Source organism: Dolichospermum flos-aquae CCAP 1403/13F, from assembly GCF_012516395.1.
Classification (GTDB): Bacteria; Cyanobacteriota; Cyanobacteriia; order Cyanobacteriales; family Nostocaceae; genus Dolichospermum; species Dolichospermum lemmermannii.
The window spans coordinates 2,759,007-2,781,680 of record NZ_CP051206.1 but is presented as its reverse complement, the minus strand read 5'-3'; the positions used below and the strand labels follow the sequence as shown (position 1 = coordinate 2,781,680).

At 39.8% G+C, this 22,674-nt stretch carries 23 protein-coding genes; 12 read left to right on the top strand and 11 right to left on the bottom strand.

Going from position 1 to position 22,674, the window contains the following annotated elements:
• The first annotated feature begins 115 nt into the window (after nucleotides 1–115).
• The 4 genes from HGD76_RS13590 to HGD76_RS13575 all read left to right on the top strand — a co-directional run bounded on the left by HGD76_RS13590 (nucleotide 116) and on the right by HGD76_RS13575 (nucleotide 3,414).
• On the top strand, nucleotides 116–1,831 hold the full coding sequence (locus HGD76_RS13590; protein ID WP_168696106.1) for a serine/threonine protein kinase: 1,716 nt from the start codon (nucleotides 116–118) through the stop codon (nucleotides 1,829–1,831).
• Nucleotides 1,832–1,998: 167 nt separating this feature from the next.
• The gene (locus HGD76_RS13585) at nucleotides 1,999–2,277 is read left to right on the top strand and encodes a BrnT family toxin (protein ID WP_096669332.1); all 279 of its coding nucleotides are present in this window, start codon (nucleotides 1,999–2,001) and stop codon (nucleotides 2,275–2,277) included.
• Nucleotides 2,240–2,518: a BrnA antitoxin family protein gene (locus tag HGD76_RS13580; protein WP_168696105.1), complete on the top strand. Its 279-nt coding sequence runs from the start codon at nucleotides 2,240–2,242 to the stop codon at nucleotides 2,516–2,518. Before HGD76_RS13585 ends, HGD76_RS13580 begins: the two co-directional genes overlap by 38 nt.
• Before the next feature lie 215 nt (nucleotides 2,519–2,733).
• On the top strand, nucleotides 2,734–3,414 hold the full coding sequence (locus HGD76_RS13575; RefSeq protein ID WP_168696104.1) for a Uma2 family endonuclease: 681 nt from the start codon (nucleotides 2,734–2,736) through the stop codon (nucleotides 3,412–3,414).
• 359 nt (nucleotides 3,415–3,773) lie between these two features.
• Here HGD76_RS13575 and HGD76_RS13570 read toward each other — a convergent pair whose 3' ends face one another.
• Nucleotides 3,774–4,109: a XisI protein gene (locus HGD76_RS13570; RefSeq protein WP_168696103.1), complete on the bottom strand. Its 336-nt coding sequence runs from the start codon at nucleotides 4,107–4,109 to the stop codon at nucleotides 3,774–3,776.
• Nucleotides 4,097–4,513, bottom strand: coding sequence for a XisH family protein (locus HGD76_RS13565; RefSeq protein WP_168696102.1), 417 nt, complete (start codon nucleotides 4,511–4,513; stop codon nucleotides 4,097–4,099). Before HGD76_RS13565 ends, HGD76_RS13570 begins: the two co-directional genes overlap by 13 nt.
• A gap of 283 nt (nucleotides 4,514–4,796) precedes the next feature.
• On the opposite strand from HGD76_RS13565, the gene HGD76_RS13560 reads away from it, so the two are divergent.
• From HGD76_RS13560 to HGD76_RS25405, 4 genes are all read left to right on the top strand, one after another.
• Nucleotides 4,797–4,934 (top strand): hypothetical protein, encoded by a 138-nt coding sequence (locus HGD76_RS13560; protein ID WP_233466878.1) that lies wholly within the window; start codon nucleotides 4,797–4,799, stop codon nucleotides 4,932–4,934.
• 230 nt (nucleotides 4,935–5,164) lie between these two features.
• A complete protein-coding gene (locus HGD76_RS13555) occupies nucleotides 5,165–7,321 on the top strand; it encodes a polyribonucleotide nucleotidyltransferase (RefSeq protein WP_168696101.1) in 2,157 nt (718 codons plus the stop codon).
• Nucleotides 7,322–7,686: 365 nt separating this feature from the next.
• Nucleotides 7,687–7,857 (top strand): Asl3888 family RNA-binding protein, encoded by a 171-nt coding sequence (locus HGD76_RS13550; RefSeq protein ID WP_015079833.1) that lies wholly within the window; start codon nucleotides 7,687–7,689, stop codon nucleotides 7,855–7,857.
• Nucleotides 7,858–8,064: 207 nt separating this feature from the next.
• On the top strand, nucleotides 8,065–8,292 hold the full coding sequence (locus HGD76_RS25405; RefSeq protein WP_233466877.1) for a hypothetical protein: 228 nt from the start codon (nucleotides 8,065–8,067) through the stop codon (nucleotides 8,290–8,292).
• On the opposite strand, the gene argH is transcribed toward HGD76_RS25405, so the two are convergent.
• From argH to trmD, 9 genes are all read right to left on the bottom strand, one after another.
• A complete protein-coding gene (argH, locus tag HGD76_RS13540) occupies nucleotides 8,279–9,667 on the bottom strand; it encodes an argininosuccinate lyase (protein ID WP_148760389.1) in 1,389 nt (462 codons plus the stop codon). The genes HGD76_RS25405 and argH overlap by 14 nt on opposite strands.
• Before the next feature lie 244 nt (nucleotides 9,668–9,911).
• Nucleotides 9,912–10,124 (bottom strand): hypothetical protein, encoded by a 213-nt coding sequence (locus HGD76_RS13535; RefSeq protein ID WP_148760391.1) that lies wholly within the window; start codon nucleotides 10,122–10,124, stop codon nucleotides 9,912–9,914.
• Nucleotides 10,125–10,224: 100 nt separating this feature from the next.
• Nucleotides 10,225–11,010 carry a nickel pincer cofactor biosynthesis protein LarB gene (gene larB, locus HGD76_RS13530; RefSeq protein ID WP_168696100.1) on the bottom strand — a complete coding sequence of 262 codons (786 nt, stop codon included), beginning with the start codon at nucleotides 11,008–11,010 and terminating at the stop codon, nucleotides 10,225–10,227.
• A gap of 58 nt (nucleotides 11,011–11,068) precedes the next feature.
• On the bottom strand, nucleotides 11,069–12,850 hold the full coding sequence (locus HGD76_RS13525; RefSeq protein WP_168696099.1) for an ABC transporter substrate-binding protein: 1,782 nt from the start codon (nucleotides 12,848–12,850) through the stop codon (nucleotides 11,069–11,071).
• A 98-nt stretch (nucleotides 12,851–12,948) separates the two neighbouring features.
• Complete coding sequence (locus tag HGD76_RS13520) at nucleotides 12,949–14,730, bottom strand: ABC transporter substrate-binding protein (protein WP_168696098.1); 1,782 nt, start codon at nucleotides 14,728–14,730, stop codon at nucleotides 12,949–12,951.
• Between the two features lie 55 nt (nucleotides 14,731–14,785).
• Nucleotides 14,786–15,070 carry a hypothetical protein gene (locus HGD76_RS13515; RefSeq protein ID WP_168696097.1) on the bottom strand — a complete coding sequence of 95 codons (285 nt, stop codon included), beginning with the start codon at nucleotides 15,068–15,070 and terminating at the stop codon, nucleotides 14,786–14,788.
• Between the two features lie 84 nt (nucleotides 15,071–15,154).
• Complete coding sequence (locus HGD76_RS13510) at nucleotides 15,155–15,331, bottom strand: hypothetical protein (protein WP_168696096.1); 177 nt, start codon at nucleotides 15,329–15,331, stop codon at nucleotides 15,155–15,157.
• A 26-nt stretch (nucleotides 15,332–15,357) separates the two neighbouring features.
• Entirely contained in the window at nucleotides 15,358–15,840 is a 483-nt protein-coding gene (ispF, locus tag HGD76_RS13505; RefSeq protein WP_168696095.1) for a 2-C-methyl-D-erythritol 2,4-cyclodiphosphate synthase, read from the bottom strand.
• A 209-nt stretch (nucleotides 15,841–16,049) separates the two neighbouring features.
• Nucleotides 16,050–16,745, bottom strand: coding sequence for a tRNA (guanosine(37)-N1)-methyltransferase TrmD (gene trmD / locus HGD76_RS13500; protein WP_168696094.1), 696 nt, complete (start codon nucleotides 16,743–16,745; stop codon nucleotides 16,050–16,052).
• Nucleotides 16,746–17,388: 643 nt separating this feature from the next.
• Here trmD and HGD76_RS13495 point away from each other — a divergent pair.
• The 4 genes from HGD76_RS13495 (at nucleotide 17,389) to HGD76_RS13480 (ending at nucleotide 22,625) form a co-directional block, all read left to right on the top strand.
• On the top strand, nucleotides 17,389–18,252 hold the full coding sequence (locus tag HGD76_RS13495) for a cyanophycinase (protein ID WP_168696093.1): 864 nt from the start codon (nucleotides 17,389–17,391) through the stop codon (nucleotides 18,250–18,252).
• 173 nt (nucleotides 18,253–18,425) lie between these two features.
• Nucleotides 18,426–21,122, top strand: coding sequence for a cyanophycin synthetase (cphA, locus tag HGD76_RS13490; protein ID WP_168697442.1), 2,697 nt, complete (start codon nucleotides 18,426–18,428; stop codon nucleotides 21,120–21,122).
• A 125-nt stretch (nucleotides 21,123–21,247) separates the two neighbouring features.
• Complete coding sequence (gene petP, locus HGD76_RS13485) at nucleotides 21,248–21,439, top strand: cytochrome b6f subunit PetP (RefSeq protein ID WP_168696092.1); 192 nt, start codon at nucleotides 21,248–21,250, stop codon at nucleotides 21,437–21,439.
• Between the two features lie 85 nt (nucleotides 21,440–21,524).
• On the top strand, nucleotides 21,525–22,625 hold the full coding sequence (locus HGD76_RS13480) for a Get3/ArsA fold putative tail anchor-mediating ATPase NosAFP (RefSeq protein ID WP_015079847.1): 1,101 nt from the start codon (nucleotides 21,525–21,527) through the stop codon (nucleotides 22,623–22,625).
• The last annotated feature ends 49 nt before the right edge of the window (nucleotides 22,626–22,674 follow it).

Genomic DNA, 22,674 nt, shown 5'->3' with positions numbered 1-22,674 from the left:
ACTTAAATAGTAACAAACGTTGGACTGAAACAAAAACTTTTACAGTCTGATTTTCAACAATCCCTACTTATAGTAAAATCAAAATGCACTATTATACTTATTCCCTCTTAGAAATATGAGCATCTACCCAGATTTCCAAGCACAAGGCTATGAGGTTACTAGAGAACTAGGACGCAACCGGGAAGGTGGTAGAATTACTTGGTTAGCAACAAATCTTAACACAGGGCAACAAGAAGTAATTAAACAGTTTTGTTTTGCTCAAGCGGGTGCAAGTTGGTCCGGTTCAGAAGCCCACGCACGAGAAATACAGGTACTTAAAGGATTAAATCATCCTGGTATTCCCAGTTACTTGCATTCCTTTGAAACCTCCGATGGTTTTTGTTTAATTCAAGAGTATATTCATGGTTCTACTTTAGCAGAACCTCGCAGCTTTTCACCAGCAGAAATTAAACAAATTGCAGTTAAGATATTAGAAATTCTGGTATATTTACAAAATCGGATACCGTCGGTAATTCATCGAGATATTAAACCAGAAAACATTTTAGTAGATGAACAAATCAATGTTTATTTAATTGATTTTGGTTTTGCTCGTATTGGTAGTCATGATGTGGCTGGAAGTAGTGTATTTAAAGGAACTCCTGGTTTTATTCCCCCAGAGCAAATGTTTAAACCCACAAATGCTACAGATTTGTATGCTTTGGGTGCAACTTTGATCTGTTTACTTACAGGAATCAAGTCAACAAAAATAGATCAATTGCAAGATGAAGATGATCCTTATTTAATTAATTTTCGTCATCTTTTACCCCAGGTAAGTTTGCGGTTTATCGGTTGGTTGGAAAAGATGGTACAACCGAAACAAAAAGACCGTTTTACTAATGCAGAATTAGCTTTAGAATCACTCAAACCCCTTGATGTTATTCGTGTACCAGCAGTTGATTTTAGTGAAACAGTTTTGGAGTTTAAAGCGAATTGGTTGGGGGAAAAATTAACTAGGGTTATTATTATTGAAAATTCTATACCAGATACTTTATTAGAAGGTAAATGGGAAGTTGGATCTCATCCTCAAGACCCTCCCCATACACCAGATAATCATGCTTGGATTTCAGTTAAACCTCGTAAGTTTAGCGGGAATAATATTCGTTGTCAGGTTGAGGTGGATACGAGTAAATTAATGGCGGATAAGCAGTATAAACGTCAATTAATTTTTCATAGTAATGCTTATCCAGCTAGTCATACTTTGACGGTGAAGGTACAAACGGCGGCTTTACCCATTGAGAAGATAAAATTGCCTTATTGGCGTTTAATTGCGATGTTTTTTCGGGTTGTGATGGTAGCCATTTCCACAACTTTGATGATACCTTGTTTGACAATATCTAATTATGTATTCGGCGTGGTGTGCGGCTGTATAACGTTTATTTACTGTCGAAATGAGGCTATGGCTGTGGGTGTGGGTTGGGGTGTGGGTTGCGCTATGGCTGTGGGTCGGTTGGGTATGGCTGTGGGTTGGGCTGTGACTGTGGGTGTGGGTTGGGCTGTGAATGTGGGTGTGGTTATGGCTATAAGTATGGTTATGGCTGTGACTTTGGCTGTGGACATGGCTAAAGAGGCTAAAAACTTGTTTACTAATATACTAATACTACTCATATTGAGTAGTATAGGATTGGGAATTAGTGTGGGAACGGGAATAATAATAGGCTTTAACTCATTTATTTTGTTAGCACTCACTGGAACAAGTTTACCGGCACTTTTCATGCTGGTTTATCCACCCCTAAAAAGACGTAAATTAATTGCTAAATATCGTCAGTCAGAGGAATCTTTAATCAAGCCGTGAAAATATCAGTCATGTAGGTTGGGTTAAGCGACAGCGCAACCCAACAAAAGATATAATAAAAATATCTGAATCAGGATATCCAGGATTTAAGGATTTACAGGATAAATGATTTTAGCTAAATAGGATAGCTATATATTATAATTAAAGAATAATTTGAACTATCAGAGATGCAGTTTGAGTGGGACGAAGCGAAAAATTTAGAAAATATCCGTAAACATCAGATTGACTTTGAAGATGTTTATAAAATCTTTGAAAGTCCAATGCTGATTGAGGAAGATGAACGTTTTGACTATGGTGAGGAAAGATGGTTTGGTATTGGTTTTTTAGGAAATGGAGTCGCTGTAGTTGTTTGGACAGAAAAACAAGGCAATGTAATTAGAATTATTTCAGCACGAAAGGCAAATCGTTATGAACGAAAAAAATTTGAACAATATCTCACGGACTAATTGGCAAGCATTAGATTCAATGTCAGACGAAAACATTGACTATTCAGATATTCCACCATTAACTGATGAGTTTTTTGAAAAAGCAACTTTGCAAATTCCCGCAGCACAAGCCAAAAATGTTATTCAATTAGAACCTGATATCATAGCTTGGTTTAAAACCCAAAATAAAGACTATCAAACAGCTATTAATCAACTTTTACGTCGTCATATCGAAAGTAGTAGTAATCAAAAATCTGCTTAGTCATGTAGGTTGGGTTAAGCAACAGCGCAACCCAACAAAAAAATAATCAGGACTTACGCAAAATATCTCTCAAATCCTCATTTCTCCGTGACCTCTGTGCCTCTGTGGTTCGTTATTCCATGAATCTTGCGTAAGTCCTAATAATATAATGTTGGGTTTTCTCAACCCAACCTACGTAATGCTATAATCAACAAATAACTACTTGGTATCATATCATGATGATTACTCAAGAATTAGAATGTAAAGAAAACATCTCCCAAGATGTAATATTTCCCCCAAGTGATTTATATAGTGATGAACCAACCGTGGAAACAGAACTACATCTAAGACAAATAATTCTACTTTTCAAATGTCTAGAATGGTTGTGGAAAGATAGAACCGATTTCTATGCTGCGGGAAATCTCACCATTTACTATAGTCCTAATCAGAAAAAATCTGAATATTTCCGAGGTCCAGATTTCTTTGTTGTCTTGGGAGCAGAACGCAAAACCCGGAAAAGTTGGGTTGTTTGGGAAGAAGATGGTAAATATCCTAATTTCATTTTAGAAATTCTCTCACCAACTACAGCAAATACAGATAGAGAATATAAAAAAGAACTTTATCAAAATACCTTCCGCACACCAGATTATTTTTGGTTCGACCCTTATACACTAGAATTTGCAGGTTTTCATTTAGTAGACGGAGAATATCAACCTTTAGAAGAAAATCAGCAAGGATATTTGTGGAGTCGTCAGCTAGGTTTATACTTAGGAATTTATCAAGGACTATTACGGTATTTTACACCAGCAGGAGAGTTAGTTCCCACACCTGAAGAAACCGCAGAACAGGAAACTAAAAAATCAGAACGTTTAGCAGCAAAATTGCGGGAGTTAAATATAGATCCTGATACAATTTAATGTAGGTTGGGTTAAGCGACAGCGCAACCCAACAACAGCTTTAATAAACCAATGATGAAAATGTCTGAATCAGGTGGTTATCGAGCGAAGTCGAGATGATATCCACCGATTAAAGGATTGTCAGGATGAAGAGATTAAATATTTTTGATAATCACCAAATTCTGTGGATATGAAAATTCTGTGAATGACGATAAAAATATCTGAATCAGCATGAATAGGATTACATTACTTTCACCATCAAATATTTTATTCAGCAATCCCATATCCGGCAAATCTACCCATATAAATCCAAATCCCAACAAAAATCCTGTACATCCTTAAATCCTGAAAATCCTGATTCAGACAATAAATGACCTTCTTTAAGCCACTCCATAATCTGTATATGGACGTTTATAAGGAGGATGTAAACCCAACACGATATCTTCTCTGGGAACACCCATTTTTACTAAATCTTCAGCGGGATTTTCTTCTGTTAAATTCTGTTGTAACCAAATTTTACCGTTTTTAATATCGAAGTGAATCACCGTCATATAAACGCGATTTAAATGTTCCCAACCAACATTCATCCACTGATAATGGTCGCGTTCTGTATCAAAGATGAGTTCCACATCTACTTCGTCTGTGCAAATATCATCTTTGGCATAATCTGTTAGTAAGGTTTGAATATATTTTCGATATTTGGCTATGTTATCCATTCTATAATCACCTCATTATCTGGTTCATATACTACTAATAGCACTTGATATCTTTTTAGTGCCACTTGTGTAAACTCAAGCTGAAAAAAGGTTCGATAAACTTCCAATGGAATTGCCATATATAGTATACGATCTGGTTCAAGAGCTTCTAAAGCCAGACGATAGCTGAGAAACTGACCTAAAGCAGCATAAAAGTCTGTAATAGCGGAAGGATTAATAAAACTTTTGATTTCTATTGCTATTTTCTCACTTTCTCTTTCAGCCGCAATTAATTTCTCAGCACCTAAATCTATATTGAATTTGACGTTGCCAAATTTAAATTTTAGTGGATCATCTGTAATCACCCACTGCTCTTTTTGTAAAGCTTTCTTTACTGCTTCGTGAAATATATCTTTTGCAGACACTAATTGCTATTACCTCATGAATCAACTTTAAGTTTTGCTAATATCTCTAAGAGGGTGTTTGAAAAGTTATGGTTGATGTATCAAATATTTTTTACCCCACCCTAACCCTCCCCTTGTAAAGGGGAGGGAACTGGATTTTTATTGTTTCCCCCCTTTACAAGGGGAAAGGGGGGTAGCAATGTGATGAAAATTACGGAATACCACTTTTCAAACATCCTCTAAGCGTTTAAGATAATAGCCGAAGAATTCTTTAATGAATTGTTTAATAAATTAGATAATTCCAATGAATGAGAAATATCAAATTATCATCCAACCAGAAGCACAAAAAACCATAGAAGACGCTTATTTCTGGTTTAGTAATATTTCTCACCAAAAGGGTAGAACATGGTTAGAGGGATTATATAAATCTATTCCTTTTTAATGACAGGGGCAATTGCAATGCAGTTACTTACCTCTTAATTGATTGATAAAATATTATTAAATCGTTCAGCAAAAAGATAACTTAGAACACAAACCCAGATATGAAGCCCGTTGTACAGCTAACTTAGAGAATTTTGTTGTATGTTTGTTCATTACAGAAGCCGTCTAGACTGCATAAATGTTAGGATTGCCACAGAGTGAGAATCGCGTAAGAGAAGGAAAAAAAACTGAATGGCAGAATTTGAAAAGTCAATATCCTTTGATGGACGGGATATTCGACTGACGGTTGGCCTACTAGCCCCCCAAGCAGGTGGGTCGGTTTTGATACAATCAGGAGATACAACTGTTTTAGTAACGGCTACAAGGTCAGCAGCGCGGGAAGGCATTGATTTTTTGCCACTGACCGTAGATTACGAAGAAAGATTGTACGCAGCGGGAAGAATTCCTGGGGGAATTATGCGCCGAGAAGGTCGTCCACCGGAAAAGTCAATTCTTACCAGTCGGCTGATTGACCGTCCACTCCGTCCTTTATTCCCTTCATGGTTGCGGGATGACTTGCAAGTTATGGCAATAACTATGTCAATGGATGAGCAAGTCCCTCCTGATGTGTTAGCAGTAACAGGTGCTTCAATTGCTACCCTCATTGCCCAAATTCCTTTTAATGGACCCATGGCCGCAGTGCGAGTAGGCTTAGTGGGGGATGATTTTATTATTAACCCTACCTATGCAGAAATTGCAGCGGGAGATTTGGATTTAGTCGTCGCCGGTTCACCAGATGGGGTAATCATGGTGGAAGCGGGTGCAAATCAATTGCCAGAGCGAGATATTATTGAAGCGATTGATTTTGGCTACGAAGCAGTTCGGGATTTAATTCAGGCCCAGTTAGATTTACTGGATGAACTAGGTCTCAAACTGGTGCAAGAAGCACCACCAGAACCAGATCAGACATTAGAAAACTATATCCGCGATCGCGCTAGTAATGAGATTAAAAAAATCTTAGCGCAATTTGAGTTAACTAAAACTGATCGTGATATTGCTTTGGACGCAGTTGAAGATAGTATTGCTGATGAGATCAAAGCTTTACCAGAAGAAGACCCCATTCGCATTGCTGCTACAGCAAACTCTAAAGCTCTTGGCAATACATTCAAAAGTATTACTAAATACTTCATGCGCCGTCAAATTGTCGAAGATAATGTCCGCGTAGATGGTCGCAAACTTGATGAAGTCCGCCCTATATCTTGTCGAGTTGGTATAATACCCAAACGAGTTCATGGTAGCGGTTTATTCAATCGGGGACTGACTCAGGTACTATCAATGTGTACCCTTGGGACTCCCGGAGATGCCCAAAACCTCAACGATGACTTGCAACTAGAACAAACCAAACGTTACCTGCATCACTATAACTTCCCTCCCTTCTCCGTCGGCGAAACCAAACCATTACGCGCCCCTGGGAGACGAGAAATCGGACATGGTGCATTAGCAGAACGGGCATTGTTACCTGTACTACCATCCAAGGAAAAATTTCCCTACGTAATTCGCGTAGTATCGGAAGTTCTTTCTTCCAATGGTTCGACTTCAATGGGTTCAGTTTGTGGTTCTAGCCTATCCCTCATGGATGCCGGTGTACCAATTACTAAACCTGTGAGTGGTGCGGCAATGGGCTTGATTAAGGAAGGGGACGAAGTGCGAATCCTTACCGACATTCAAGGCATTGAAGACTTTTTAGGTGATATGGACTTCAAAGTTGCCGGTACAGATACTGGGATTACCGCTTTGCAAATGGATATGAAAATATCTGGTTTGTCTTTAGAAGTAATTGCCCAAGCTGTCAACCAAGCCAAACCTGCCCGGTTACATATTCTGGAAAAAATGCTCCAGACTATTGACACACACAGGGAAGAAACTTCACCCTTTGCCCCACGTCTGTTGACCATCAAGATTGATCCTGACATGATTGGTCTAGTCATTGGACCTGGAGGGAAAACCATCAAGGGGATCACTGAAGAAACTGGTGCAAAAATTGACATCCAAGATGATGGTACTGTCACCATTTCCGCAGTTGATGAAAACCGGGCGAAGAGAGCGCGGAACATCGTTCAAGGCATGACCCGTAAACTCCATGAAGGGGATGTTTACATCGGTCGTGTGACACGAGTTATACCCATTGGTGCTTTTGTGGAATTTTTGCCCGGTAAAGAAGGCATGATTCACATTTCTCAGCTTGCTGACTATCGAGTTGGCAAGGTTGAAGATGAAGTAGCTGTTGGTGATGAGGTGATTGTCAAAGTGCGAGAAATTGACAATAAGGGACGAATTAACCTCACACGCTTGGGTATTCACCCAGATCAAGCAGCAGCAGCACGGGAAGCAGCAGCGGTAAACCATTAAATCGCTGGTTGGATTTTAGATTTTAGATTACAGATGAATCGCAAATCTAAAATCCGCGATGCCTTGCTAGTAGGCATCGCTGTCGAATTCTTTATTATTTAAGTATAAAAAATTAAATTTAATTGGGTTGTTAAAATAGAATTTTCCTCCTCACCTTGATGATGGCGCAGTCCTTACGCCCCTAGGAGTTTGCGATCGCTAAATTATGGTTGACATTAGACTTTTTAGTGCGATATAATGGTATGCTATTTAAAGTGTATTGATTGCTGCACTAGGCTAAAAAAGTATATCAATAATATCGGTAGCTAATATGGCCTAAGTAATGCCTAGATGCCAATTTTTTGTTGTTTATTAATGAGGTGAATATGGCAAAGCGCCGTAACCCGAAAAAAGAAAAGGCGCTACGAAACCAGGCCTACGCCAGAAAGTTTCGTAAACGTACCACCACAGGTAGAATGGGCAGAAGATTCCAACAAAGACCGCCCAAGAGTGAAGAGGAAGACACAGGCGCAGCAGCAATGGACGCTGCTGATTAGTATGTCTGGTTAAATTTTACTCTTTCATATTCTGAATTTTTAGGGTGTACACGAGTACACCCTTATTTGTTGTCAGTTGTCAGTAGGGGCGAAGCATTTGGAAGATAAATTATCGGTCATTGCCAAAAATAGTTCTCCAAATGCTTCGCCCGTACAGTTGTCAGTTGGAAGATAAATTATCGGTCATTGCCAAAAATAGTTCTCCAAATGCTTCGCCCGTACAGTTGTCAGTTGGAAGATAAATTATCGGTCATTGCCAAAAATAGTTCTCCAAATGCTTCGCCCGTACAGTTGTCAGTTGTCAGTTGGAAGATAAATTACCGGTCATTGCCAAAAATAGTTCTCCAAATGCTTCGCCCGTACAGTTGTCAGTTGCAAGAAAGAATTGAATTTCTCCCCTGCCCCCTGCCCCCTGTTCCCTTTATTTCACACTGATTTGAGTCCGGGCGTTGAGAAGAGCTTGTCTAACTTGGACAAAGCCTGTGCCTCCGTAGCTGTTGCGGGCTGCAACTACTTGACGTGGGGTTATGGCTTCATAAATATCAGCAGCAAATGCGGGATGGATTTGTTGCCATTCTTCTAGCTGCAAATCTTTGAGTAGTTTACCAGCGGCAATACTGGTTTTGACGACCTTGCCCACAATGTTATAAGCTTCGCGGAAGGGTACACCCCGCGCTGCAAGATAATCTGCGACATCGGTAGCGTTAGCAAAGTCTTCTGTAACTGCTGTTGCTAATCGCTGATGACGAAATTCTAAACCTTCTTGCAGTAAAATTGTCATTGCTTCTAAACAGGCTTTGACTGTGTTCACGCTGTCAAATATGCCTTCTTTGTCTTCTTGGAGGTCTTTGTTATAAGCCAGGGGTAAACCCTTCATAATTACTAACATGGCTTGCAGATGACCAAATACTCGCCCGGTTTTGCCGCGCACTAATTCGGGTACGTCGGGGTTTTTCTTTTGGGGCATAATGCTAGAACCTGTGGCACAGCTATCTTTGAGGGTGACGAAGCGAAATTCTTCTGATGCCCACAGAATCACTTCTTCGGACAGACGGCTGAGGTGAACCATGATAATACTAGCAGCACAGAGGAATTCTATGGCAAAGTCCCGATCGCTCACTCCGTCCAAGCTGTTAGCATAAACATTGTCAAAATGTAATAAATTGGCTGTATAGTGGCGGTCAATAGGAAAAGTTGTTCCCGCTAAAGCACCACAACCCAAGGGGGAGATATTCACTCGTTTACAAACGTCTTCCAAGCGTTCCCAATCCCGTTGTGCCATTTGGAAGTATGCCAGTAAATGGTGCGCTAAACTTACTGGTTGGGCGCGTTGTAGGTGGGTATAGCCAGGAATCAGAGTTTCGACATTTTTTTCGGCTATATCAACTAAGACTGTCTGAAAGTCCCGTAATTGCTGGCGAATTTGCTGAATTTGATCGCGGAGGTATAATCGAGTATCTGTACCTACTTGGTCATTGCGAGAACGGGCGGTGTGAAGTTTTTTACCTACATCTCCGACAATTTCCGTAAGCCGCTTTTCTACGGCAAAATGGACATCTTCGGCATCAACACCGGGTTGGAATTGCCCTTGACGATATTCTTGACGAACTTGTTCTAAACCGTTAAACAGTGCTTCCCCTTCTGTATAGGAAATTATCCCTGTATGAGCCAACATTTTGGCATGAGCTTGAGAACCAGTAATGTCATATTCGATGAGTTCAATGTCAAAACTGATACTTGCATTGAAACGAGCGATCGCCGGATGCAGCGCGGACTCAAACCGCTGACTCCAAGTTTGTTTTTCGGTCATAAATCTGAACAGAGGAAAAATGTGCTAATAGATACTAGAAGATAGGCAAATTCAATGTTGTATTTTGCTGTTAGAAACCGCCTCTACACACATAAAATACATCTTCATGGGTTTCAAGCCCTTGTTTTTGTGTTAATATACGCAAGCCGACTTTGCCTGTGTAGTAGCAAATTATATTTGCTGGCAACCTTGAAAACACCCTGAGAGATTTTTCCTGAAAATCAATTCAAAATCTAAAATCTATTTAGCCGAAACTACTTAAACTTTTGAACAGATAACCAACAACTACACCAATAAACAGCGCCCAAACTTGCCCAGTTGTGATAAAGTGATTCCAACCAAGTCGCATTTGCTCCAAAAGGTCTGGGTCTTTAATATGACTGTAATCAGCCAGAAAAGTGATATTTTGGTGTAAATTGCCTAAAAATGGCAATAGTAAATCATTCAGGTTTTCCATAATACTGTAAGCAAAATCTTGACAAATTCTATTAAATAGTAAAAGTAGCTAATGAAGTAGAAAATACGGCAATTATATTCTATTTTACCCTGCTACTTGACTATGTTTCTGCTGTCAAGCGTAATTTTTCTGAAGTTCTTAAAATTTGTCCCGCTAAAACCGCTGCACCAAAGCCATTATCTATATTGACCACACCTATACCAGCAGCGCAAGAATTGAGCATTGTTAATAAAGGTGCTAAACCGGAAAAACTTGCACCATAACCAATACTAGTAGGAACAGCAATCACTGGACAATCTGCTAAACCTGCTACCACACTGGGTAAAGCCCCTTCCATGCCCGCTACCACAATTAATACTGATGATGATTCTAGCAGGTGACGGTTACTTAATAAACGGTGAATTCCGGCTACACCCACATCCCAAAGACGCTGTACAGAAAAACCCGAAAGTTCCGCAGTGACAGCGGCTTCTTCGGCGACGGCTAAATCAGCAGTCCCAGCGGAGAGAATCCCGATTTGTCCAGGAAATCTGACTTCAATCACCGGAGGAACAATGGCACAAATTCGGGCTTGTTCGTAATATTGGATACCTCTAACTTTTTTTTGCAATGCAGAATATACTTTTGGCTCAATGCGGGTAGCCATAACTACGGAAGTGCGGTGGCGCATGACTTCCATAATTTGAGCAATTTGTTCCGGTGTTTTACCTGGTCCCCAAATTACTTCCGGGAAACCTGTTCTTAATTGACGATGGTTGTCTATTTTAGCAAACTCACCTACAGATTCATATTGTAAGTTTTTGAGGGAGTCAAAGGCTATCTCTGGGCTAATTGTACCATTGGCGACGGATTCTAAGAGCGATCGCAAATTTTCGGGTTGTGTCATTCGATTTTGGATTTTAGATTTTGGATTTTGGATTTTCCTGATTTCAGTCAAATATCAACTACTTCGTAATTTTAATTTCATGAATATTCCAAAAAGCACCACCAAGCGCAGAAAATTTAATACCTTCAAAACGATTTCGCACTGCTGAGAGAGAATAGGAATTAACCAAATAAATAAAAGGCAAATACTCCTGCGTTAATTGTTGACTTTCCCCATAAATTTCCTTTAATTTAACCTCATCAAATTCCTGTGCGCCTTGAATATAAAGTTCATCAATTTTCTTTTCCCAGTCAGCAACTTCCCAACCTTCAATCGGTTTTTGTCCAGCTTGAGGTTTTTGATTAAACATATGTAATCCCCCTTGAGGCGACCACACATTTGCACCATCATTTGGTTCTAAACCCCCTGTTAAACCTATTAAACAAGCATCCCAATCTAAAGTATTAGAAAGTTTATCTATAAAGGTATTCCAAGCCAATGGTGTAAAATCTACTTGAATCCCAATTTTACTTAAATCCTGTTTAATTTGCGAACCCATTGACTCCCGAATTTTATTACCAGCATTAGTTAACAATGCAAATCTAACCTCATTACCTTGATCATCTACTAAGAGATTTTTTTCATTATATTTAAACCCTGCTTTTATTAGTAATTCCTTCGCCTTATCAGGATTGTATTTATAAACCTTTAAACCCTGTTCTGGTGATAAAAAATAAGGACTTTGGACAGAAATAGGAGAATCTTGAGGCGTACCTAAACCACGAAAAGTGTTATTCAACATGGTTTGTCTATCAATAGCATAAGCTACAGCTTGGCGAAATTGCACATTATTAAACCATTTAGATTTAATAGGATCAACTAATGGTTGATTTTTCCTTTTTCCCTTATTTAAGTTAAAGGAAATAAAGGAAGTGCTAGAACTCGGACCACCATTATATATTTTAAAATTACCTTGTTTTTCCTGAACTTTTAACAGCGAAAAATAATCAGGGGAAACACTAATAGAATCTAAATCACCGGAACGAAATTGGAGTAAAGAAGCATCTGTTGATTCCACAATTTGCCAAATTATCCGTTCAATATAAGGTTGTGGTTTACCTTGAGCATCTTTACGCCAATAATAGGGGTTACGGCGAAAAATTACCCGTTGACTGGTATCGTATCTTTCCAGTTTATAGGGTCCATTAACAATAAGTTCTTGGGGAGGAGTATCAACACCCCATTTACTTAAAAATTCCAATTTCCCATCTTTATTTTTAGTTTTGACTGATTTTTCTAAAATGTGAGCAGGTAAAATAGATGCTCCAGTATTTAGTAAAAAAGGTCTAAATGGTTCAGGTACACTAAATTCTACTCTTTTATTATCTATTTTTTTCACAGTTGGTAATTTGCGATCTTTACCAATTCTCAAAACATCTCTAGTATCTGTGGGAATTTTTTCATTTAAATAAATATCATTGTAGGTAAATACGACATCATCAACTGTTAATGGTTGTCCGTCTGACCATTTTAAACCCTCACGCATGGTAAAGGTAATTTTGGTTTTATCAGGTGATATTTCCCATGATTGAGCTAATGCTCCTTCTATTTTACCGTTAATAGGATTTTGAGTTAATAATCCTTCATAAGTGTAACCAAAAATATTTGGTGATTCGGAACTCAGCGCAGCATTAAATGTTTTTGGATCACTCAGAATGCTTGTTACTAATTGGGGTACTTGAGCCGCATTGGTTTTTAATTTAGTTGGGTTACAAGCGGTAAGTCCTATTGCTGTAAATGCAATGATTGTGATTAATAAGAAAAAGCGTTTTGTGGAATGGAGTATTTTTTGTAATGTCATAGGTTATTACCAGATATTAATATGAGAATGATTTAGATTCTAGCCAACCTAGAAAGTTTTTGGTGATTGGTAATTGGTAAGAATTTCTTCACTATTACCTATTTCGTAACTTTAATTTCATGAATATTCCAAAAAGCACCACCAAGGACAGAAAATTGGATACCTTCAAAACGATTTCTAATTGCTGACATAGCAGAGGAATTTACCAAATAAATAAAAGGTAAATACTCCTGTGTTAATTGTTGACTTTCCCAATAAATTTCCTTGACTTTCACCTCATCAAATTCCTGTGCGCCCTGAATATAAAGTTCATTAATTTTCACTTCCCAAGGTGCAACTTCTCTCCCTTCTATGGGCTTTTGTCCAGCTTGGGGTTTTTGATTAAACATATGTAATCCCCCGTCAGGTGACCAAACATTAGCACCATCATTAGGTTCTAATCCATCAATTAAACCTAATAAACCAGCCTCCCAATCTAAAGTATTAGATATCTTACCTATAAAAGTATTCCATGCCAAGGGAGTAAAATCAACTTGAATGCCAATTTTACTCAAATCTTGTTTAATTTGCGAACCCATTGATTCCCGAATTTTATTACCAGCATTGGTGAGTAAACTAAATCTGACTTCGTTACCTTGATTATCCACTAAAAGATTTTTGTCATTATATTTGAATCCTGCTTTTATTAGTAATTCCTTCGCTTTATCAGGATTATATTTATAAACTTTTAGTCCCTTTTCTGGTGATAAAAAATAAGGACTTAGAACAGAAATAGAAGAATTTTGGAAAGTACCCAAACCACGAAAAGTATTATTTAACATGGTTTGTCTATCAATAGCATAAGCTACCGCTTGGCGAAATTGGACATTATTAAACCATTGAGATTTAATAGGATCAACTAATGGTTGATTATTTCTTTTCCCTTTATTTAAGTTGAAAGAAAGAAATAAAGTGCTAGAACTTTGACCACCATTATATATTGTGAAATTCCCTTGTTTTTCCTGAACTTTTAACAGCGAAAAATAATCAGGGGAAACACTAATAGAATCTAAATCACCGGAACGAAATTGGAGTAAAGAAGCATCTGTTGATTCCACAATTTGCCAAATTATCCGTTCAATATAAGGTTGTGATTTACCTTGAGCATCTTTACGCCAATAATAGGGATTACGGCGAAAAATTATCCGTTGACTTGTATCATATCTTTCAATTTTATAAGGTCCATTAACAATAATTTCTTCTGGGGGAGTATCAACACTCCATTTACTCAAAAATTCCAGTTTACTATCTTTATCTTTTGTTTTCACTGATTTTTCTAAAATATGAGCAGGTAAAATAGATGCCCTTGTATTTAGCAAAAAAGGTCTAAATGGTTCAGGTACACTAAATTCTACTCTTTTATTATCTATTTTTTTCACAGTTGGTAATTTGCGATCTTTACCAATTCTCAAAACATCTCTAGTATCTGTGGGAATTTTTTCATTTAAATAAATATCATTGTAGGTAAATACGACATCATCAACTGTTAATGGTTGTCCGTCTGACCATTTTAAACCCTCACGCATGGTAAAGGTAATTTTGGTTTTATCAGGTGATATTTCCCATGATTGAGCTAATGCTCCTTCTATTTTACCGCTAATAGGATTTTGCGTTAATAATCCTTCATAAGTAAGATCAAAAATATTTGGTGATTCAGAACCAAGTGCCGCATTAAATGTTTTTGGATCATTTAGAATACTTCTGACTAATTGGGGAACTTGAGCCGCATTGGTTTTTAATTGAATTGGGTTACAAGCGGTAATTGTCATTGCTGTAAATGCAATAATTGTGATTAATAAGAAAAAGCGTTTTGTCAGATTGAGTATTTTTTGTAATGTCATGTTTTTAATATTTTGATATTCCTGATACTGGTAATTAAATATAAATTATCTACTTTTATTCATAGTTTTGTGAATATGTTTCTCCATTTTTTATCTTTGCTAATAAACCTATTCTTTCAAATTTTTCAGATGCAGATGGTATTTCTGATTTCCAGTGATAACTCAAATCTCTTAACCAAGATACTATAAGGGTTTTCAAATAGAAATTAAATATTGTTTTCTCACAAAATTCTGAATCATAATGGCTGAGAATTTTTCCTGTATTTAATGATATCTCTGGTTTAGAAAATACACCATTAGTAGATTTAAAAACATTAATTTCTGTTAAATTTGCTAACATAACAAATCGCGGGTTTGTTTGAGAGTTTTGTAAATACAGATTGCTGACTTTTGATAAATTATTTTCATGATTTTCCAGAATTTCTTACGCTGTAATATCTACTAATAATGCAATTTGCTGATTTTGATCTAAGACGGTAATATCTGTAGAAGACAGTTGAAATAAACTTTCTATTTTCTCCGGTGAATCAAATTGATTATTCCAAATACTAGAAATAAGTCTGATTTTAATTAGTTTTTCTGGTTTATCTAAACTAAACATTCTCTTATTCTCCTATTAGTTATGAATCAATCACCAGCCACCAACAAAACTACAGCATAAGCACAAATACCCTCTTCTCTTCCCGTTGATCCAAGTTTTTCATTAGTTGTAGCTTTGACACCAATTTGATTTGGTTCTACTTCTAAAACTGCGGCTAATTTATCCCGCATTTGAGAAATATGGGGTTTTAATTTGGGACGTTCAGCCACAATTACAGAATCAATATTGCCAATTTTCCAACCTTGGTCACGAATTAATTGATGTACTTGATCTAATAGTACAAGACTATCAGCCCCTTTCCATTTTGGATCTGTAGGGGGAAAATAATGACCAATATCCCCTAAAGATAATGCTCCTAGCATTGCATCCATGATGGCATGGGTAAGAACATCAGCATCACTGTGTCCTAACAAGCCGAGTTCATGGGGAATGTGAATACCGCCTAAAATTAAATTGCGATCGCTCACCAATCTGTGTATATCGTAGCCGTTACCAATTCTGATGTTCATAGTTTGTCAGTTGTTAGTTGTTAGTAGGGGCGAAGCATTTGGAGAAGCACTTTTCGCAACTACCGATAATTTATCTTCCAAATGCTTCGCCCTTACAGTTGTCAGTTGCAAAAGAATATTTTTCTCCCCCTACTCCCCCTACTCCCCCTACTCCCCCTACTCCCCCTACCCCCCTACTCCCCCTACCCCCCCTACTCCCCCTACTCCCCCTACTCTCCCTGCTCTTCTTGCCATTTTTTCAGCAAATCGGGACGACGGGAAGCAGTGCGCTGAATTTGTTGTTGAAAACGCCAACGAGCTATTGCTGCATGATTACCACTTAGTAGCACATCTGGGACTTTCCAACCACGAAAATTAGCAGGACGAGTATACTGGGGAAAATCTAACAAACCCGCTTCAAAACTTTCATTTTTGAGAGATTCCTCCTTACCCACAGTTCCCGGTAGCAACCGCGTCACACCATTAATCAAAGCCATAGAAGGAATTTCTCCCCCAGTGAGGATAAAATCGCCCAAAGAGATCTCACGAGTCACCAAATTTAGCACCCTGTCATCTACCCCTTCATAATGACCACAAATAACAATCAATTGGTCATAATCCGCGGCTAATTCGCGCAGTAAGGGCTGGTTCATCGGTTGTCCTTGGGGACTCATCAAAATCACATCACGACGGGGTAGAATCGGCAAAGACTCCACAGCCGCGAAAATCGGTTCTGGCTTCATCAGCATTCCCACACCACCACCATAGGTTTCATCATCCACCTTGTGGTGTTTGTCCGTGGTAAAGTCTCTGGGATTAACTAGATGCACTTGAGCAATCTGTTTAGCTAAGGCCTTAGCCAGCAAACCAGAATTGAGAATTGACGTGAAACAGTCAGGGAAAAGTGTAACTATATCAAAACGCACAGTAATTCGGACTCGATAGAACTAATTTTAAGGGTAGATACCTAGCCAATAGAATAACTGATAACGTAGCACATGAGTCAGGAGTCAGGAGTTCAGGAGTCACCGAGTCAGGAGTCACCGAGTCAGGAGTCACCGAATCAGGAGAAAGAGAAGAAAGAATAAAGAAGGAAGTTTCTCTCCTGTTCCCTGTTCCCTATTCCCTGTTCCCTGTTCCCTGTTCCCTGTTCCCTGTTCCCTGTTCCCTGTTCCCTGTTTCCTGTTCCCTGTTTCCAAGTGAGATCAAAAGTTTTTCTAGTTACTTGATTTATGTTTAAATATTGTCACTACTAAATTTAAATTAATAATCCCACCAAAGTTAACAACTTCCGGGATGCATCTAGCCAAGCTCAGAAGTAAGAGTGTCAAGGCCGACTAAAACCTAAATCCAGAAGGGAATTATAGTTAATTTAGCACTATAATTCCCGGCTGGAAAAGTAGATAGGTAAAAAACAAGATGCTGGCCATGAGAATGACGGACATGAGAAAATTGAGGCATCGTGTGCGTCAAGCAGTGTCCTCTCATTAAAGCAAAAGGCGAAAATTAACAAGTAGCAACCCTTGTTGAATTAACCTGAAGTTGTTGACTCCCTCAAGCAGAAACACAATGCCGCAGTTAGAAGTTAAATCGCTGGAAATGAGGACACCCCAAGCTACTAAAACCGCCGTACTAGTTATCGGAGGCGCAGAAGATAAAGTTCATGGACGAGAAATTCTGAGAACTTTTTTTGTTCGTGCTGGTGGTAACAAGGCGTATATTACAATAATTCCATCAGCCTCCCGTGAGCCTGCCATTATTGCTGGTAGGTACGTTCGCATTTTTGAAGAAATGGGTGCGGAGAAGGTTGAGATTTTAGACATTCGGGAACGGGAACAATGCGAAAATCCGGAGATTAAAGCATCCCTCGAAGCCTGTAGTGGTGTCTTCTTGACAGGAGGAGACCAACTGCGTCTTTGTGGAGTCCTCTCCGACACACCAGCAATGGAAATTATCCGCCAGCGGGTGAGAGCCGGACAACTGACTTTAGCAGGAACAAGTGCTGGAGCAGCCGTCATGGGACATCACATGATCGCAGGTGGTGGCAGTGGTGAAACCCCCAATCGTTCCCTAGTGGATATGGCAACAGGCTTAGGATTCATTCCTGAAGTTGTCGTTGACCAACATTTCCATAACCGGAATCGCATGGGGAGATTAGTTAGTGCCATCGCCGCTCACCCTGATAGACTGGGCATTGGTATTGACGAAGATACCTGTGCTGTGTTTGAACGAGATGGTTGGTTACAAGTTATGGGCAAAGGCAGTGTCACCATTGTTGATCCTACAGAACTTACCCACACTAATGAACCCAATGTTAATGCTAACGAACCCTTGACTTTACATAATTTAAGACTACATATCCTCAGTTACGGAGATCGCTTCCATCTTTACCAACGTACTGTTTTACCTGCTGTGCATCGCATCTCTAGCTGACGGTATAGAGTATCTCAGATGACAATGATTTGACCGCGCTCTGATTTCTTCCTGTTTTCAGATTTTAGATAAATACTATCTAATCATAAAAAACTGTTTGACATGAACAGTTTAGCGGTCAATTCCAGTAAGAAACTAGAATTTTGGTTCCGAATCTCCATCTACCTATTCCCATGAGAATCCTCAAGATCCAGACCTTACGCGGCCCAAATTACTGGAGCATTCGACGGCACAAGCTCATCGTCATGCGCCTAGATTTAGAAAATCTTGCCGAAACGCCCTCTAATGAAATCCCTGGCTTTTATGAAGGATTAGTAGAGGCTCTCCCCAGCCTAGAGGGTCACTACTGCTCCCCTGGCTGTCGGGGTGGTTTTCTGATGCGGGTGCGAGAAGGCACCATGATGGGTCATATAGTGGAACACGTAGCCTTGGAACTCCAGGAATTAGCGGGAATGCACGTAGGTTTCGGTCGCACCCGTGAAACTGTCACACCTGGAATTTATCAGGTAGTGATTGAGTACCTAAATGAAGAAGCGGGTCGCTATGCAGCACGGGCAGCAGTCAGGCTATGTCAAAGTATTATTGACCGGGGACGTTATCCCAAAGCCGAACTAGAGCAAGATGTTCAAGACCTGAAAGACTTTTGGCGTGATGCTTCGCTAGGACCTTCAACAGAAGCTATTATCAAAGAAGCGGAGAAAAAAGGTATTCCTTGGATGCCTTTACCAGCTAGATTCTTAATTCAATTGGGCTATGGTATCCATCAAAAACGGATTCAGGCCACAATGACCAATAACACAGGCATTCTTGGTGTAGAACTAGCTGGTGATAAAGAAGCTACTAAACGGATTCTTGATGCCAACGGTGTCCCAGTTCCTAGAGGGACAGTTATCAATTTCTTTGATGATTTAGAAGAAGCCGTTGAATATGTTGGTGGTTATCCCATCGTGATTAAACCTTCAGATGGTAATCATGGCCGGGGTATCACCATTGATATCCGTAATTGGGAAGACGCAGAAGCCGCTTATGAAATGGCTAGACAAGTTTCTCGTTCAGTGATTGTGGAAAGATATTATGTAGGACGAGATCATCGGGTATTGGTAGTTAATGGCAAGGTAGTTGCTGTAGCGGAGAGAATCCCCGCCCATGTCGTGGGTAATGGCAAATCTACGATTACAGAGCTAATTGAAGAAACAAACCTTGATCCTAAGCGGGGTGACGGGCATGATAATGTCTTGACTAAGATTGAACTAGACCGTACCAGCTATCAACTCCTAGATAGACAAGGCTACACCATCAATAGTGTGCCACCCCAGGGGGTAATGTGTTATCTGCGGGCTACAGCCAACTTGAGTACAGGTGGTAGTGCTGTAGATCGCACAGACGAAATTCACCCGGAAAATATATGGTTAGCACAACGGGTAGTGAGAATCATCGGTTTAGATGTAGCTGGGATAGATATTGTCACTTCCGATATTAGCCGTCCGCTCCGAGAAGTAGATGCGGTAATTGTCGAAGTCAACGCCGCCCCTGGTTTCCGAATGCACGTCGCCCCCAGCATTGGTATCCCCCGCAATGTCGCTGGTGCGGTCATGGATATGCTGTTCCCCAATGAACAATCTGGACGGATTCCTCTGCTCTCTGTCACAGGCACAAATGGTAAAACCACCACTACCCGCCTGTTAGCACATATCTATAAGCAAACTGGTAAAGTAGTAGGCTACACAACTACAGACGGTACTTATATCGGTGATTTCTTAGTAGAATCAGGAGATAATACAGGTCCTCAAAGCGCCCATGTTATCCTTCAAGATCCGACCGTAGAAGTAGCGGTATTGGAATCGGCTCGCGGTGGGATTCTGCGCTCTGGGTTGGGTTTTGAAAATGCTAATGTAGGTGTGGTATTAAATGTGTCTGCTGACCATCTGGGCATCGGCGATATAGATACTATTGAACAATTAGCCCATCTCAAAAGTGTAGTTGCTGAGGCTGTTTTTCCTGATGGTTATGCGGTACTCAATGCCGATGATCACCGGGTTGCAGCGATGGCAGAAAAGACTAAGGCAAATATTGCCTACTTTACCATGAATCCAGACTCGGATCTGGTACGGAAACATATTCAACAGGGTGGAGTGGCCGCAGTCTATGAACATGGTTATCTGTCTATTGTCAAAGGTGATTGGACGCACCGCATCGAAAGAGCAGAAAATATTCCTTTGACAATGGGTGCAAGAGCGCCATTTATGATTGCTAATGCTTTAGCTGCTAGTTTGGCGGCTTTTGTTCAAGATGTCACCATTGAGCAAATTCGGGCTGGTTTAAGAGGCTTCCGTGCTTCTGTGAGTCAGACCCCAGGACGGATGAATTTGTTTAATTTGGGTAAACACCATGCTTTGGTAGATTATGCCCACAATGCGGCTAGTTATGAGGCCTTGGGGTCATTTGTTCGGAATTGGACAACGGGACAGCGCATTGGTGTGATTGGTGGTCCAGGCGATCGCCGTGATGAAGATTTTGTGACTCTAGGTAAGTTATCAGCAGATATCTTTGACTACATTATTATTAAAGAAGATGATGATACTAGAGGTAGACCTCGTGGTTCAGCTTCAGATTTGATTATTCAAGGCATTACCCAAGTTAAGCCTAATTACCGCTTTGAATCAATTTTGGATGAAACCACAGCTATTAACAAAGCCTTGGACATGGCTCCTGATGGTAGTCTGGTGGTAGTTTTGCCAGAAAGTGTGAACCGGGCTATTAAGTTAATTAAGATGCGAGGTGTACAGGAAGAAACCCAGCCACAGCAATCAACTCACAATGATTCGCAAAATGGTGTAGCTTCTTCTTCGGCGATTAATACACTGATTTAGGAGCATCTCTTGTTGGTAAATTGCCCTCAGACTGATGAATAATTTAAGTCTGGGGGTTAATTAATGGTGGGTAAGTGACAGATTCCGCTACACTGAGATTTGGATTATTTTATTGTAACTAGATCATGGACATCGGACAGAAAGTTAAGGTGATTCGTTTGCGCGATCGCGTATCCTCTACTATCGCTCAAAAACTGGGAAAAATCGGCATTATCCAAGGCTACAAAGTCACTGACGGGGCGGGAATCGGTGTGGTGGTCAAGTTTGACGATAATTTCTCTACCTGGTTTTTTGAAGATGAAATCAAACCAGCTTAGTCAAAACAACTTACAGTAGAGGCTAAAAAGATTGGTTGAGTGCTAAGTTGTTATTGAAAAGATCGGCAAAATTGGAAATTGAGTAATGGCCTTGATACTGACATTTTTGGGCAAAAACGGCATCGCTCGCAGTAAGATAGCGATCGCCGCAGCCATTAGTTTGGCAACACAAGGCAAAAGGGTACTTCTAGCAGGACTAGCAGATCCAACATTGCCAATTCTACTCAATACTACTCTGACTCCTGACCCCCAGGAAATCTCTCCTAATCTACAAGCAGTACAGTTTCAAGCATCTGTACTGCTAGAACGCAACTGGGACGAAGTGAAAAAATTGGAGGCTCAATACCTCCGCACACCGATTTTGAAAGAGGTTTATGGGCAGGAACTGGTGGTATTACCAGGTATGGACAACGCCCTTGCTCTCAATGCGATTCGTGAATATGATGCCAGTGGCAAATATGACGCGATTATCTATGATGGCACAGGCGATGCTGCCAGCTTGCGAATGTTGGGAATGCCAGAATCTTTAAGTTGGTATATGAGACGATTTAGGCAATTGTTCGTAAATTCCGATTTAGGGAAAACAATTACCGAATCTCCCCTAATTCAACCTTTAATTAGCAGTCTTTTTAATATTAATTGGACTGCTGATAATTTTTCTCAACCCACTAACCAAGTTAATAATTTTCTCGAACAAGGTAAAGCCGCTTTAGCTAATCCCCAGCGAGTTGCCGCTTTTTTGGTGACAACATCAGAACCCATTGATGTGGCAAATTCCCGCTATCTGTGGGGAAGCGCCCAACAAATTGGTTTAACTGTTGGTGGAGCAATCTTAGTTGCTGATGGAGAAAATACTAACTTATCCCAGGAATTTGCACCTCTACCTGTGAGCATAGTTCCTGATGTCTCCCAGGGGGAATGGCAACCTCTGATAGATGCTTTACCCAACTTTGTTGAGCAAGCATTACAAGCTAACCAACCAATTGAAATTGACGTACATAATCGCCAAGTCCGCTTATTTTTACCTGGTTTCGACAAAAAACAGGTAAAACTTACTCAACAGGGACCAGAAGTCACAGTAGAAGCCGGAGATCAAAGACGTAATATCTTCCTCCCCCCGGCTTTAAGTGGTAAACCTGTAACTGGTGCAAAGTTTCAAAATAGTTATTTGATAATTTCTTTTTAGGGATTGGGGACTGGGGATTGGTGACTGGGCAATAATTACCAATTACCCA